We start from the raw sequence: 15,108 nt of genomic DNA on the forward strand, positions 1-15,108 counted from the left end.
GTTTCATTTGTAACCATCGAAAATGTAACTATCAATCGCAGCGTCTGCCGGGATACAAAGTCATGGACGTCTTGGAACTGGAAAGTTTCCTGCCCTACCGGCTGTACCGCCTCGCCGATGCGGTCAGCCGCGAATTCTCGCGAGTCTACAAGGACCGTCACGGTCTGACGCGCCCGGAATGGCGCACGCTGGCCGGGCTCGGGCAACACGGCACGATGACCGCGACGGAACTTGGCGAACAATCGGCTATGCACAAGACCAAGGTTTCGCGAGCCGTCGCTGAACTCGAACGGCGCCGCTGGCTCACTCGAATGCCGGATGAAAGAGACAGGCGAGTCGAGCATCTGACGCTGACCAGGGCGGGCCTTGCCGCCTATAGCGAGATGGTGCCGCTGGCGAAGGCGTTCGAGCGGGAATTGCTTTCTAAGCTCGGCGATGGCGAGCGCGCGGCTATTGTCAGCGGAGTGGCCGCGCTGGAGGCAGCGTTGTGCAGATTAACGAAAAAGCTATGAAAGCTGCTTCGTAGCGATCCTTCACACCCCCCTCTGTCCTGCCGGACATCTCCCCCGCAAGGGGGGAGATTGGCAGTTTCAGCGCTCCGCTCATCCCTGCAACGTTGGGAATTGGCGAAGCCTCGGCGACATCCATCTCCCCCCTTGCTTGCGGGGGAGATGGCCGGCAGGCCAGGGGATACTGTCCCTCCGGCGTATCTGCAATGGCACCGACCTACCAGTCCATCACAACCTTGCCGGAATTGCCGCTCTTCATCGCCTCGAAACCGGAAATATAGTCGTCGATCCCAATGCGATGCGTGATCAACCCACTGACATCAAGCGGGCCCTGCACCAGCGCGATCATCTTGTACCAGGTCTCGAACATCTCGCGGCCGTAGATGCCCTTGAGATGCAGCATCTTGAAGATGACCTTGTTCCAGTCGATCTCGAAGCCGGTCGGCGCGATGCCCAGAATAGCGATCTTGCCGCCATTGTTCATGGTATCGATCATGTCGCGGAAGGCGGGCGCCGCACCCGACATCTCCAAACCGACGTCAAACCCCTCGGTCATGCCGAGCGCCGGCATCACGTCGCGCAGCTTTTCCTTCGACGCGTCGACCACATGCTGGACGCCGAGTTTTTTCGCCAGCGCCAGCCGCACCGGATTGATGTCGGTGATGACCACTTTTCGCGCGCCGACGCATTGCGCGACGAGCGCGCCCATGATGCCGATCGGCCCGGCGCCGGTGACCAGTACATCCTCGCCGACCAGATCGAAGGACAATGCCGTGTGCACCGCATTGCCCAAGGGATCGAAGATCGCGGCGATCTCGTCGGGCACGTCGTCGGGGATCGGCACGACATTGTGCTGCGGGATCGCTAGATATTCGCCGAAGGCGCCAGGACGGTTGACGCCGACGCCAAGCGTGTTGCGGCAAAGATGCCCCCTGCCCGCCCGGCAGTTGCGGCAATGGCCGCAGACGATGTGGCCCTCGCCCGAAACGCGCTGGCCGACCTTGTACTCTGTCACCGCCGCGCCGAAATCGGCGACCGTGCCGACGAATTCATGGCCGGTCACCATCGGCACCGGCACCGTTTTCTGCGCCCACTGGTCCCAATTGTAGATGTGGACGTCGGTGCCGCAGATCGCTGTCTTCCTGATCTTGATCAGAACGTCGTTGGGGCCGATCTCCGGCACCGGCACCTCTTCCATCCAGATGCCCGGTTCGGCCTTGGCCTTGACCAGTGCCTTCATCATGTTCGACATCAGGTTCTCCCGACACTTTGAGAGACTGAGTTCCTTCGCGCCTCCCTCTGTCCTGCCGGACATCTCCGGGGAAATTGGATGTCGCGACGCCGCGCCCCTTTTCCCATGTGGGCGATTGGCGAAAGCAAAGACGAGAGCCGATCTCCCCCCGTGTGGGGGAGATGTCCGGCAGGACAGAGGGGCGCGCCGTAGAGAACAAGCATCCGCGATTATCCAATTACACCAAGTTCGCGCCCGACTGCGCCGAACGCCTCGACCGCGCGGTCGATGTCGGCGCTGGAATGGGCGGCCGACATTTGCGTGCGGATGCGGGCCTGGCCCTTCGGCACCACCGGAAACGAGAAGCCGATGACATAGATGCCGCGCTTCAGCATGCGCGCTGCCATCTCCTGCGCCAGCGAAGCGTCGCCCAACATCACCGGGATGATCGGATGATCGGCGCCGGCAAGCATAAACCCGAGCTTACCCATTTCAGACCGGAACCGCGCGGCATTTTCGTACAGCCTCTTGCGTAATCCGTCGCCGTCTTTGATCAGTTCAAACACCCGGATAGAGGCGCCGGCGATCGCCGGCATCAGTGTGTTGGAAAAGAGATAGGGGCGCGAGCGCTGCCGCAGCCAATCGACCACCTGTCTCTTGCCCGACGTGTAGCCGCCGGACGCACCGCCCAATGCCTTGCCGAGCGTACCGGTGATGATGTCCAACCTGCCCTCGACGCCGCAATGCTCGGCCGAGCCGCGGCCATTCCTGCCGACGAAGCCGACCGCATGGCTGTCGTCGACCATCACCATCGCATCGTACTTCTCGGCGAGATCGCAGATGCCCTTCAGATTGGCGACGATGCCGTCCATGGAAAATACACCGTCGGTAGCGATAAGCCGGAAACGGCAATCCATCGTCTCCTTCAGCCGCGCTTCCAGATCGGCCATGTCGTTATTGGCGTAGCGGAAGCGCTTCGCCTTCGACAGCCGCACGCCGTCGATGATCGAGGCGTGGTTCAGCGCGTCGGAGATGACCGCATCCTCCTCGCCGAGCAGCGTCTCGAACAGGCCGCCATTGGCATCGAAGCAGGAGCCATAGAGGATCGTGTCCTCCATGCCGAGGAAGCCTGAAATCGTCGCCTCGAGTTGCTTGTGCTCTTCCTGCGTACCGCAGATGAAACGCACCGACGCCATGCCATAACCATAGCGGTCAAGCGCCCGCTTGGCTGCGTCGCGCAATTCGGCACTGTCGGCGAGGCCGAGATAGTTGTTGGCGCAGAAATTCAGCACCTTCTCGCCACCCACCTCGATCTCGGCGGACTGCGTCGAGGTGATCACCCGCTCAGACTTGTAGAGGCCGGCCGATCTCAGCCCTTGAAGCTCGCTGTCGATATGGGAGAGGAATGCCGCGCTCATGATCAGGCCCTGTTGAGATTGAATGGACTGTCGCCCCGCGCGCGCGAAAAATCCACCGCAAAAGCGACCGCTCCGGTGGCGCGGCCGCCAGTGGCCCAAATGCCGCGAATGACGGATGTTCAAATGCAGACGCGGCGCGAAAGAACGCGATAACCATTTCGCGAGCTTTCCACCGCTGCCTCTGTCGCCCGTCTGCCGATTTCCAAACCTGTTAACACTTTCAAGCCAATGGTTCTCGCACCCAACAATCTGTCGGCGAGAGGGACCGCCTCAGGAAAATGTCGCAGCAACCGGTGCAAACGATTTCGGGCAGGCTCATATTGTTGATCAAGGCTGGCTATTGGCTGGCGCTGCTGATCATTGCTGCCATGGTGATGGCCTCCTTCCTCCTTCTCCAGCAGATGATGGCTGCCCAGCGGCAAGGCGATGCGCTGCTCAATGTCGTCAGCACGCAAAAGGCGCTGTCGCAACGCATCGTCTTCCTTGCCAACGCGGCAGGCTCTGCGTCGCGCGACAAACAACCGGCTCTGGTCTTCGCATTGAAACAGGCAACGGCGGAGTTCGAGAGAAACTACGATCTTCTGCTCGAGCGGGTCGTCGCCGACCCGGCGTCACCGGCAAGGTTCGACCCAAGATCAGTCGAGAGCGTACTTTTCGCAAAGCCGTTTCATCTCGATTACTTCTCCGTCGGGCTTATTGCCAACGGCGGACGCCTGGTTTCGGCGTTTGAATCGCAACTCGGCATGGCCGGGAATGGCGGCTACAAGGGCGGCGGCGAACGCGTCAACCTCGACGCCTCCATCGCCAATGCCACCCTGTCGGGCTATGCGGCGCTCGGCCAGCGCATCAGCGCCCTAGCCGACGCGCGTTCGGAAAGACTTCTCGATCTGCATCGGACGCTGTTCTACACCACCATCGGCGTCATCGTGCTCGTGGCGCTTTTCATCTTGAGGCCGATGTCGAACGCCATTCTGCGCAAGACGCATGAACTGATCGATGCCCGCAATTCCATGGCATTCATCGCCGTGCATGACGGCCTTACCGGCCTGCACAACCGCACCTTCCTGACCGATCATTTCGATACGCTGATCAAGGCAGCGCAGCGCCGGCGAGAACGGCTTGCGGCGGTCCAGCTCGACCTCGACCGGTTCAAGCAGATTAACGACACGCTTGGCCACGCCGCCGGCGACTACGTGCTGGTGGTGACGGCGCAGCGCATGCGCGATTCCTGCCGGGCGTCCGATCTCTGCGTGCGTCTCGGCGGCGACGAGTTCGTGATGATCCTCAACGGTGCCGGAGGCACCGAGGACATCAACATGGTCGCCAGGCGGGTGCTGACTCAGATCAACGAACCTATCGTCTTCCGCGGCACGACCATCTTCCCAGGCGCCAGTGCCGGCGTCGCCGTCTATCCGGTCGACGCCGACAATGCGCAGGATCTGCTCGTCCATGCCGACCTTGCGCTCTACTCCGCCAAGAAGGCGGGTGGCGGAAGTCTCTCGTTCTTCTCCGAAGCGTTGCGGCTCGAACTCGATTACCGCAAACAGCTCGAGCATGACATCAGGATCGCCGTCTCGGGGAAGGCGTTCCAGGTCTATTTCCAACCGCAGGTTTCGTTGTCGAACGGCACGATCAGCGGCATCGAGGCGCTGGTTCGCTGGAAGCATGCCGAGCGCGGCATGATCGCACCAGGCGAGTTCATTCCCGTCGCCGAGAAATGCGGCCTGATGGCCGAGATCGGCCGCATTGTCATCGCCAAGGCGATCAACGAGGCGGCCGAATGGAACCGCGCCGGCATTGCCTTCGGACGGCTCGCCGTCAACGTGTCCGGCACCGAACTGCGTGAGCCGGATTTCGACGCCTTCCTCTTCGATACGCTGGAAAAGGCTGGCCTGCCGCCAGAAAAACTGTCGCTGGAGATCGTCGAATCCGTCATTCTCGACGACGAGAAGACCGGGATCGCCGCTAAGCTGCGCCACATCCGCGCCGCCGGCGTCCATCTTGAACTCGACGATTTCGGCACCGGCTACGCGTCGCTCAGCCACGTCAACCCGAACGAGATCGACCGGCTGAAGATCGATCGCCGCTTCGTCCAGAACATCAATGAGAACGGCGACAACAGCAAGATCGTACGGGCCATCACCGAACTCGCCCGCGGCCTTGGCATCTCGATCGTCGCCGAGGGCGCCGAAACCGAGGCCGAGCTCGATTCGCTGATGGCGCTCGGCTGCGACCAGGTGCAGGGTTACTCGATCGCCTTCCCGATGCCGCAGGACAAGGCACGCGAATGGCTGGTCGCGAGGACACCGAGGAAAGCCAGGCTGACCGTGCTGCAGGGAAGCCTGGCGTAAGGCGCCAATCTTGACAAGCCTGCCCGGGAATGGCGGCCTCTACACCTTCGGCGCGATCTCCGGCTATGACGGCTGAACGCATTCGCTAGATTTCGGACTGCGCCAGCTAGCCTTCGATATTAGCCCGCAGCGCCGCCAGCACCTTAGCAAACTCCGCCAGCCTGTCGTCGGACAATCCCGTCCGCAGCCGTTTATCGAAAACAACTGCTGCTGTCCGCAATTTGAGGAACAGCGCCTCTCCGGCTTCGGTCAGTTCGACCTGATGAACACGGCGGTTGACGGGATCTCGACGCCGGATCAGCAGGCCTTGCGTTTCCATCGCGTTCAGATGGTGGGTCAGCGTCGCACCCTGGATGCCGATCATCCCGGCGAGTTCGCGCTGGTTGGCCAGTTCTCGCGACTTGATCGACAACAGGGTGACCCAGACCGGCAGCGTGCCGCCCGCCGCGACCAAGGCGGCGTCGAAGGCCTGTCCAACAAGCTTTGCGGTTCGGGCGAGATTCATCCCGACTGGCGGGCGGTCAAAGGGCGTCATGGTTCGACACTAGAGCAAGGGAACGCCCGATGGAACTGGCTCGCACCCATACATTGACATCTAATCATTTGATATCTAATTTATGAGCGACGGCGGGAAAAGGAGGAAATGCGGCCATGCACTATGTCTACATCATCGTCCTCGGCCTTCACGTCCTGACCGGTGTGTTCTGGGCCGGAACGACCATCGCTGTAGCCCGCGATCCGGAGATTCGGGTCGAACGGTTCTTCCGGCCGCAAATGGGGGCCGCCGGCCTGGTTTTCCTCACCGGCATACTGCTCTGGTATTTCTTCCACGAAGGCCTTTTCGGCTCGATGGAAAAGGTGCTGGCGCTGGGCATTGCGACGGCCCTGATTGCCGCAGGCGTGCAAGGCGCGCTGGTCGGCTCCGCCAGCAGGCAGCTTGCCGGCGCTGACGCAGCGACGCAGACCCGGCTGCGCGCGAAATTGACGAAAGGCGAACGCATCGCCGGTGGGCTGCTGGTGATCACTGTGCTGTGCATGGCGACCGCCAGAATGTTTTGAGCGGCTTTGCCGCAATCACGGTTCACAAGATCGTACGGTGTCCGGCAACGGCCGGCGTGCGCGGCGCACAGACGGACCCGACGTACCTGATGGCTCTCCGTACGGAGGTTCGGCTGCGCGCCACCAATCGACACGCCTCAGATCCGCAACCCGAATCTGATGCCGTCATAGATGGCGGCGTGGATGTTGCGTGATGCCACCGCATCGCCGATCCGGAAGAGGACGAAACCAGCCTGCGGACCGCGCGCCGGAAAAATGTCGCCACCGTTGACCAAACGCTCGTAATCCACCGCGCCGCCGTTCTTCGACAGCGGCTTCAGCGCCAGATAGAGATCGTCGAGCGGCAGCGTGCCGTGCTCGACCACCACCTGGTCGACCCGCCGCTCGCCGCGCCAGCCATCGGCAAAGTCGGAAGCGAGTTCGGCAACCAATTGATTGCCCTCGCGCCGCACCGAACGCAGCCGCGTGTTGATGGTGATGGTGACCCCCCTTTCCTGGAAGGCGCGCATGTAGGGCACATGGTTCATGCCGCCCATTTCTGGGGCAAAGAAGCGTTCTGGCGAGACCAGCTCAAGCCTTGCGCCGCTGCCCGCGATCAGCTCGGCGGCACCCATGCCCTGATGGCCACCATTGTCGTCATAGAGCAGCACGTTGTCGGCTGGCTTGACGCTACCGGCCATGACGTCCCAGCTCGAAGTGACGAGGCTGTCGCCCGCGGCCAGCGGCGGGTTCTGTGGCAGGCCGCCGGTGGCGACCACCACCACATCGGGCGACAGCGCCAGAACATCGTCCTTCTCCGCCCAGGTGTCGTAGCGGATCTCGACGCCGAGCCGGTCGAGTTCGGCCAGCCGCCAGTCGATGATGCCGATCAATTCCTTGCGGCGCGGGTTTTGCGTCGCCAGCCGAACCTGGCCGCCGGCCTGGCTCGACGCTTCCAGAACCGTCACCTGGTGCCCGCGCTCGGCCGCGACGCGCGCCGCCTCCAGACCGCCCGCCCCCGCGCCGACGACGACCACGTTCCGCTTCGGCCCCTCGGTCCTCGGGATGATGTGCGGAATCTCCGCCTCGCGGCCGGTCGCCGCATTGTGGATGCACAGCGCCTCGCCACCCTCATAGATGCGGTCGAGGCAATAGGTGGCGCCGACGCAGGGGCGGATCTCGTGCTCGCGGCCCTCCATCACCTTCCGAACGATATGCGGGTCGGCGATGTGGGCTCGGGTCATACCGACCATATCGAGCTTACCGGTGGCGATGGCATGGCGGGCGGTGGCGACGTCGGAAATGCGCGCCGCATGGAAGGTCGGGAATTTCGTCGCCGCCCTCACCTCGCCGGCAAAATCGAGATGCGGCGAGGAGCGCATGCCGGTGACCGGAATGACCCTGGTCAGCGCGGCATCGGTTTCGATCGAGCCACGGATGATGTTGAGGAAATCCACCTTGCCGGAATTCGCCAGCCGCCTGGCGATCTCCACGCCTTCCTCTTTCGACAGGCCCTTCTCGAAGTCCTCGTCGGCGACCATGCGGATGCCGACGACGAATTGGTCGCCGACAGCCGCCCGCACCGCATCGAGCACCATGCCGGTGAAGCGCAGCCGGTTGTCGAGCGAGCCGCCGAAATCGTCGTCGCGCTGGTTGGTGGCCGGCGACCAGAAGCCGTCTATCAGGTGGCCGTAGGCCTCGAACTCGATGCCGTCGAGACCGGCGGCCTGGCAACGCTGGGCGGCCGCGGCATAGTCGGCGACGATGCGCTCGATGTCCCAGTCCTCGATGGTCTTGGGAAAGGCGCGGTGCGCCGGCTCGCGCACCGGCGAAGCGGACAGCACCGGCAGCCAGTCGGCCTTGTTCCAACCGGTGCGGCGGCCGAGATGGGTGATCTGGATCATGACCTTGCAGTCATGCTCGTGGCAGGCGTCAGCCAGTTCGCCAAGCCACGGCACGATGCGGTCGTCATAGACATGCAGATTGCCGAAGGCGGCCGGGCTGTCGCGCGAGACGATTGCCGAGCCGGCGGTCATGGTCAGCGCCATGCCGCCTTTGGCCTTTTCAGCGTGGTAGAGCCGGTAGCGTTCTTTCGGCATGCCGTCCTCGGAATAGGCCGGCTCATGGCTGGTCGACATGACCCGGTTCTTCAGCGTCAGGTGTTTGAGCTGGTAAGGCTGGAGAAGCGGATCGTTGGTGGTCATCGTCTTCCTGCTGTTTCCAAAATGTGCCGGAGCAGCGTGCGCTGTTCCAGATCTTTATTTAAGCATCGGATTTATCCGAAAACCGCTGCGCACTTTTCGGTCCGATGCTAATGAGCGGCAAATTTTTGTTTCACGCATGCCGATATCCCAAAACCGCTGCGCGCTGGGCGACAGGCAGGAAGGAACCCGCCCATGACCGATACGAAAAACCTTACCCAACTCGGCACCAACGTCGAGGCGCCACGGAGCCCTGATGCGGCAGTCCTGGAGACCGTACCGTTTTCGCGCGGCGACGGGCCGCCGGCCATCGTTCGCTTCACCTGCCCGGAATTCACCTCGCTCTGCCCGGTCACCGGCCAGCCGGACTTCGCCCATATCGTCATCGACTATGCGCCCGACGCGCTGCTGGTGGAATCGAAGTCGCTCAAGCTGTTCATGACCTCGTTTCGCAACCATGGCGCCTTCCATGAAGAGTGCACCGTCATGATTGGCCGCCGCATTGTCGCCGCGACCAAGCCCTTGTGGTTGCGCATCGGCGGCTATTGGTATCCGCGCGGCGGCATTCCGATCGACGTGTTCTGGCAGACCGGCGCACCGCCGGAAGGCGCCTGGCTGCCCGACATCGGCGTGGCGCCCTATCGCGGGCGCGGGTGAGCCTGAGTTTCTAAGGAAAATATGTTGCATCAGTTGAGCGGCAGCCGCCGGTAGCGGCCGGGATTGTTCGGGTCGCTGAAATGTCCCATCGGCCCGTGCTCGGCGAAATGCGCTGACCAGCGTTTCATTGCCGCCGGGTCGAGCTCGACGCCCAGCCCGTCACCTTCCGGCACGCGCACTGTGTTGCCTTTCTGCCGGAAGGGCCCGTCCTTGACGACATCGCCGATCTGCCAGGCAAACAGCGATTGCGATGCCTCGGTGACCCACGGCGTCGCCGCCACGAGATGCAGATAGGCCGATGTCATGATGCCGAGGTCGTTTGAATAGCACCAGAACCCCTTGCCCATCGCCTCACAGGCGGCGATGAATTTCAGGGTCTTCGACAAGCCGCCGAGTGCCGCGAAATTGCAGACGAAGTAGTCCGGCGCGCCGAGCGCGACGGCTCGTCTGAGATCCGGGATGTGCGTGGAGAACGGTATGCGCGAGTGCTGGCGAAGTGCGGCCATCTCCTCGAAGGTGGCGACCGGATCCTCGTAGTTGCGGATGTTGAACGGCTCGATCTCGCGCAGCACCCAGCGCGCGGTGGTCAGCGACCACTGCATGTTGGAATCGAGCTTGATCTGCGCCTTCTCGCCGAGCGCCTCGCGCAGCATCCGCACCGTCCTGATCTCGAGTTCGGGATCGCCCATGATCAGCTTGCCTTCGAAGATCGTCGAGCCGTGCTGCTCACGCATTTTCAGGCAGTAGTCGACGATGGCTTCGGGGGTCATTTCGCCGCCTGATCCATCCTGTGCGGGACGAAAGGCGAAATATTCCGAAAATGGGATGTCCTTGCGCACCGCGCCGCCGAGGAGCTTGTAGAGCGGCATGCCGAACACCTTGCCCCTGATATCCCACAGCGCCAGTTCGACGGCGCCGAACGCCACGGAGGCGGCATTCTCGCCGGTGTTCGCGGTGATCTGCCATGGCGGCACGCAACGCGCCTCGCAGTCGGCAATGTCGAGCGGATCGGCGCCGATCAGCGCCGGCGCGATCTCGGCCTTTATCACCTCGCCGAAATGCCACCACGGCGCCTCCCCCAGCCCGACCACGCCTTCGTCGGTCTCGACCTCCACGATCGACTTCGAGGCGCCGCCGTAAAGCCCAGCCGTCCACCAGAAGGGAGCATCGAGCGGAACATTGACATGGGTGACGCGGATGTTGGTGATCTTCATCGGCTCCATTCTCACTCGCACTGGTATTGGCTGAGCGACCATTCGCCAGTCACCGACAGAAGGTCCGTGACCTTCCAGTCGCCGTCGACTTTCCTGAATTTCCATTCCAAGCGGTGCGGATTGCCGGCGACGACGAAAGCGACGACGACCTTGGCCGCGTTGCCATTGACCGCTTCGATGGTCTTCAGGCTCTTGTCGATTTCGGTCTTGTCGTACTGCGCATTGTCGAGCGCCATGTTGGGATCGAGGCATTCGCCCTGCCCCGATTTGCGCAGCGCGTCGCTCTTGTCGAGCACCGACTTGGCCGGATCGGCGAAGTGGCCGCGCTGAGCCGGATCGAGCTCGAGCCCGACATGCTCGTAGAACGGTTTCACCACCGCCGTGGGCGAACCCGGCTGCACCGGCGCGGCCGGGGCATTATCAGCCGGCGGCGACGCGGCCGGCGGCGTTGCAGGTGCCGCAGTGTCGGCCGGCGCGCTTGCGGGCGGCGCGCCGAACAGGTCCTGAGCAGCGGCGCTGCTCAACCCCGCCGCCAGAAGGCACACAGTCGCCAGGGCCAGGGCGCGGGCCATGACATCACTCCGGCGCCTGGCCAGCCAGGCATTCGAGCGCACTCAGCGTCCAGCCGCTGGTCTTCGAGGTGATGTCGGCGATCTTCCACCGGCCGTCGACCTTCTTCAACGACCAGACCATTTCGCGTTTTGAATTGTCGCCTTCCGGGAAAAGACTGAACGTCGCGGTCACTTCCGCGCTGTCACCTTCCAGCGTCTCAGCAAGCTTGAGCGTCTTCGCCACGGTCTTCTCATCATAGTCCTGCGCATCGAGGCCCGGGGCGAAGTCGATGCAAGGGACTTCATCCGGAAGGTTCCTTGCCGCCTGGTCGTTGAGGTCGAACAGCCTGGTCACCGGCTCGGTGAAACGGTCGCGGTATTTCGCGTCGGCCTCGAATTTGACTTCGGGCACGTAGAAGAACTTCACTGCATTGGAAGCCGGGCCGGCAAACGCGGCCGGGGGCGCTGCGATCGAGAGGGCGGCGGCAAGCACAGTCAGTCTCATCCGATAATCTCCAGGCTTTCGTGGCGGGAACCGTTCCATACCACGAATCCTGCATTCCGGCCTTTTTGCAGCCCATGAAATCCCCTGGGCGCTAGCTCAGGCGTCCAGCCAGACGTTCTGGAGATCCATCTCGAAAGTCTGGTGGACAGCGTAATTCTTCACCTTCTTGTCCATGTGGCTGTACAGCTTCTGCCAGAACGGCTGAATGATGACGCCCGAATCCTGCAGGATCTGCTCGACGTCCTTCATGACCTCGCGCCGCTTCTCCACGTCGACGAGCGACAGGGCCTGCTTGAGCTTGGCGTCGAAATCAGGATTCGAGAACGCCGTCTCATTCCAGGCCTCGCCGGTACGATAGCCGAGCGCCAGCACCTGAACACCGAGCGGGCGCATGTACCAGATGGTCATGGAATAAGGGTATTTCGTCCAGTCGTTCCAGAAAGTCGATCCCGGCAGCACCGTGCGCTTCACCTTGATCCCGGCATCGCGCAGCTGGCCGGCGATCGCGTCGCCGGTGTTCTTTTGCCAATCGTCCTCGACGGTGATTAGCTCATGTTCGAAGTCGGCCTGTCCGGCATCAGTCATCAGCTTCTTGGCGCCCGCCGCGTCACGTGTCTTCTTGGGCAGCGGGTAGTATTCCGGATGGATCGGGCTGACGTGGTGGTTCTCACCGACGGTGCCCCGCCCGGCGTAGCCAAGTTCGAGCACCTCATTGTTGTCGACGGCCATCTGGAGCGCGTTGCGCACCCGCTGGTCGTCGTAGGGCTTGTGCGTGATGTTGGTCCGGGCAACGAGCGTTGTCGCTGTCGCAACCTCCGATTTCACCAGATCCATCTTGTCGAGTATGTCTATGAAGTCGGCGGGTGTCTCGAAATTGACGTCGATCTCGCCGGACTCGAATGCGTTCACCGAGGCGTTGAAGTCGGTGCCGTAGTCGATGAATTCGACACCGTCGAGCGGCGCTTCACCGCCCCACCACTTGCCATTCTCACGACGCTTGACGACCGCATTCTGGCCGACCGAATAGGACACGAGTTCGAAAGGCCCGGTGCCGATCGGCTTGGCGAGCGGATCGGCGCCGTCGGCATCGAAATTGCGGTGGACGACGAGAGCCGGATAGTCGGTGAAGTTCGGGATCAGCGAGATATCCGGTTCGTTCAGCGTCAGCTTGACCGTGTTGTCGTCGACCTTGGTGATCGCCCCATCCCTGGCCTTGCCGGTTTTTTCGTCGATCAGCGCGCCGACGCGGGCGGCCATGGAATTGCCGGCGGCACCCTTCTCGCACCAGCGCGTCAGATTGTAGGCCACATCATCGGCGGTGAAAGCATCGCCGTTGTTCCAGGTGACGCCCTTGCGCACGTGCAGCACATATTCGGTGGCGTCGTCGTTGACGTCCCAGCTTTCGAGCAAGACCGGCTCGAACGTGAATTCGCGCGTATAGCGCACAAGCGGCTCGAGCCAACAGCGCGAGATGTTCGCAAGTTCCACCCAATCGTAAGTGCGCGGGTCCTTTTGTGCCTTCACCGACATCGAAACGCGCAGCGTCCCGCCCTTCTTCGGCTCTTCGGCCAAGGCCCGTTGCGGCACGGCAAGACCGATCAGGCCGTAGGCCAGAGCCGTCGATGCGCCGAAGGCGCTTGCCAGCGCCAGGAACTCGCGCCGGTCCATACGACCCGCATGCGTCTCTTTCGCCATTGCCTCGATGGCGCGCGGCACGCGATCGCCGTTGCTTCTGAAGAATGTCATTTTTTTCCTCCCGTCTGGTTCCCGTCAGGTCTTCGCCTGTCCTATTAACTAACGCTGTCCGGCAGCTTCTCCTCGCGTCGCGCGATCAAATCCTCGAGACCCTCGGCGATGCCCTCGTCGAGCTTCGGCTCCTCATAGTCCGCAAGCATGTTGCGCGCTTTCTCGCGGCCGCGGGTGTCGTGGTCCTTTGCCCCTTCAGCCTTCCACTGTTCGTACGAATTGAAGTCCATGATGCTGGGTATGAAGAAGGCGGACTCGAAATGCTCGAGCGTGTGTTGGGTGCCGAGGAAATGGCCCTGCGGCCCGACCTCGCGGATCGCCGCCATGGCCTCCTTGAAGTCGTCGAAGGGGAGCCCGCCCGCATATTTGTACCAGCCGACGAGCTGTTCGCAGTCCGTGGCGAATTTCGAATAGCCGCAGGTCAGGCCGGCCTCGAGCCATCCGGCGGAGTGCCAGATGTAGTTGGCGCCGGCAAGGATGGCGGCATGCATCAGCATGTTCGCCTCGTAGCCCGCCTGGGCATCGTTCAGCTTCGAGCCGACATGGAAGCCGGAGGTGCGCCACGGCAGTTTGTATTTCCGCGCCAGAGCGCCCATCAGATACATCATCTGGGCGGCCTCGGGCGTGCCGCCCATGGGAGCGCCGGTCTTCATGTCGACCGTAACCATGAACTGTCCGTAGATCTGCGGCGAACCCGGACGCAGGAGCTGCGTGAACGCGATGCCTGCCAGCGCTTCCGCATTGACCTGCGCGACCGCGCCGACCGCAGAGGCCGAAGTCGAGGCGCCGCACAGCGCGAAGGGCGCGAGGATCAGCGGCTGGTTGTGACGCGCATAGACCTTCATCGCATCCAGCATCGTGGCATCCCATACCAGTGGCGAATTGCAGTTGGTGATCGCCACCAGCACCGGGTTGTCGCGGACAAAATCCTCGCCGAACACGACGCCTGCCATCGCCATCGTGTCTTCGGCGCGATCCTTGGACGTGACAATGCCCATGAAGGGCTTGTCGGAGTGCTTCAGCGCCGAATGGATGATGTGGAGGTGACGCTTCGGCACCGGGATTTCCATCGGCTCGCAGATGATCGAGCTCGACGAGTGCAGCGCCGGCGCCATGTAGGCGAGCTTGTGGAAATTGTTGAGGTCGGCGAGCGTGCCGTAGCGCCTGACGTTGTCGAGGTCGCGCACGTAGGGAGCGCCATACATCGGCACGAAGATGGAGTTGTTTCCACCTACGCGTACCGAACGCTGCGGATTCCTCGCATTGAGCGTGAATTCCGAAGGGACCTTCGATACGAGCTCCATCAGGAGGGCGCGGTCGATGCGGACCCTTGTGTCCGAGACATCGGCTCCCGCGGCCTTCCACATTGCAATGGCCTCGTCGTCGCGGAACTCGCATCCCACCTCTTCGAGGATCGAGAGCGACTCCTGGTGGATCAGCTCCACCGCCTCGTCCGGGACCATCTGATAGACCGGGATCTTACGGACCAGGGTCGGAAACGACGCCATGGGCGTTCCCCGCAGCGCCTTGCGCCCCAGGCGGCCACCCGCCCGACGGCTGGCGTGTTCGGTTACTTCGGCGGCCGGTGCGTTCATGGCAACTCCATCCTCCCAGAGACAGTCAATTTAGCGAGACGAAATATCGCTGTGACGTTGGAAAATCCTGATCTCTTGTATAAGGTCAGCTT

14 protein-coding genes are annotated in these 15,108 nt (G+C 62.5%); 5 read left to right on the forward strand and 9 right to left on the reverse strand.

The window, feature by feature from the left end; translation table 11 throughout:
* Positions 1-62 precede the first annotated feature (62 nt).
* Positions 63-512, forward strand: a complete 450-nt coding sequence (locus AC0NID_RS25435) for a MarR family winged helix-turn-helix transcriptional regulator (RefSeq protein WP_473452772.1) — start codon at positions 63-65, stop codon at positions 510-512.
* Between the two features lie 214 nt (positions 513-726).
* Here the strand turns inward: AC0NID_RS25435 and tdh are convergent, their stop codons facing one another.
* Both tdh and AC0NID_RS25445 read right to left on the reverse strand, forming a co-directional pair.
* Positions 727-1,761: an L-threonine 3-dehydrogenase gene (gene tdh / locus AC0NID_RS25440; RefSeq protein ID WP_473452770.1), complete on the reverse strand. Its 1,035-nt coding sequence runs from the start codon at positions 1,759-1,761 to the stop codon at positions 727-729.
* Between the two features lie 209 nt (positions 1,762-1,970).
* Positions 1,971-3,158 (reverse strand): glycine C-acetyltransferase, encoded by a 1,188-nt coding sequence (locus AC0NID_RS25445; RefSeq protein ID WP_473452768.1) that lies wholly within the window; start codon positions 3,156-3,158, stop codon positions 1,971-1,973.
* A gap of 278 nt (positions 3,159-3,436) precedes the next feature.
* Here AC0NID_RS25445 and AC0NID_RS25450 point away from each other — a divergent pair, with 278 nt between their 5' ends.
* Complete coding sequence (locus tag AC0NID_RS25450; protein ID WP_473452765.1) at positions 3,437-5,509, forward strand: putative bifunctional diguanylate cyclase/phosphodiesterase; 2,073 nt, start codon at positions 3,437-3,439, stop codon at positions 5,507-5,509.
* Positions 5,510-5,615: 106 nt separating this feature from the next.
* Here the strand turns inward: AC0NID_RS25450 and AC0NID_RS25455 are convergent, their stop codons facing one another.
* Entirely contained in the window at positions 5,616-5,963 is a 348-nt protein-coding gene (locus AC0NID_RS25455; RefSeq protein ID WP_473452763.1) for a MarR family winged helix-turn-helix transcriptional regulator, read from the reverse strand.
* 197 nt (positions 5,964-6,160) lie between these two features.
* Between AC0NID_RS25455 and AC0NID_RS25460 the strand changes: the two genes are divergently transcribed.
* A complete protein-coding gene (locus AC0NID_RS25460; RefSeq protein WP_473452761.1) occupies positions 6,161-6,568 on the forward strand; it encodes a hypothetical protein in 408 nt (135 codons plus the stop codon).
* 137 nt (positions 6,569-6,705) lie between these two features.
* Here AC0NID_RS25460 and AC0NID_RS25465 read toward each other — a convergent pair whose 3' ends face one another.
* Entirely contained in the window at positions 6,706-8,751 is a 2,046-nt protein-coding gene (locus AC0NID_RS25465) for an oxidoreductase (RefSeq protein ID WP_473452759.1), read from the reverse strand.
* Here AC0NID_RS25465 and AC0NID_RS25470 point away from each other — a divergent pair.
* Positions 8,741-8,947 carry a hypothetical protein gene (locus AC0NID_RS25470; protein WP_473452757.1) on the forward strand — a complete coding sequence of 69 codons (207 nt, stop codon included), beginning with the start codon at positions 8,741-8,743 and terminating at the stop codon, positions 8,945-8,947. The two genes, AC0NID_RS25465 and AC0NID_RS25470, sit on opposite strands and share 11 nt — an antisense overlap.
* On the forward strand, positions 8,944-9,405 hold the full coding sequence (gene queF, locus AC0NID_RS25475) for a preQ(1) synthase (protein WP_473452755.1): 462 nt from the start codon (positions 8,944-8,946) through the stop codon (positions 9,403-9,405). Before AC0NID_RS25470 ends, queF begins: the two co-directional genes overlap by 4 nt.
* 29 nt (positions 9,406-9,434) lie before the next feature.
* Here queF and AC0NID_RS25480 read toward each other — a convergent pair whose 3' ends face one another.
* From AC0NID_RS25480 to AC0NID_RS25500, 5 genes are all read right to left on the reverse strand, one after another.
* Entirely contained in the window at positions 9,435-10,619 is a 1,185-nt protein-coding gene (locus AC0NID_RS25480) for a mandelate racemase/muconate lactonizing enzyme family protein (RefSeq protein WP_473452753.1), read from the reverse strand.
* 11 nt (positions 10,620-10,630) lie between these two features.
* Positions 10,631-11,191 carry a hypothetical protein gene (locus AC0NID_RS25485; RefSeq protein ID WP_473452751.1) on the reverse strand — a complete coding sequence of 187 codons (561 nt, stop codon included), beginning with the start codon at positions 11,189-11,191 and terminating at the stop codon, positions 10,631-10,633.
* A gap of 4 nt (positions 11,192-11,195) precedes the next feature.
* Positions 11,196-11,675: a DUF3828 domain-containing protein gene (locus AC0NID_RS25490; protein WP_473452749.1), complete on the reverse strand. Its 480-nt coding sequence runs from the start codon at positions 11,673-11,675 to the stop codon at positions 11,196-11,198.
* 96 nt (positions 11,676-11,771) lie between these two features.
* Positions 11,772-13,421 carry an ABC transporter substrate-binding protein gene (locus AC0NID_RS25495; protein ID WP_473452747.1) on the reverse strand — a complete coding sequence of 550 codons (1,650 nt, stop codon included), beginning with the start codon at positions 13,419-13,421 and terminating at the stop codon, positions 11,772-11,774.
* Positions 13,422-13,465: 44 nt separating this feature from the next.
* Positions 13,466-15,016 carry a trimethylamine methyltransferase family protein gene (locus AC0NID_RS25500; protein WP_473452745.1) on the reverse strand — a complete coding sequence of 517 codons (1,551 nt, stop codon included), beginning with the start codon at positions 15,014-15,016 and terminating at the stop codon, positions 13,466-13,468.
* Between the last annotated feature and the right edge of the window lie 92 nt (positions 15,017-15,108).

The organism is Mesorhizobium sp. WSM4821 (assembly GCF_055901555.1).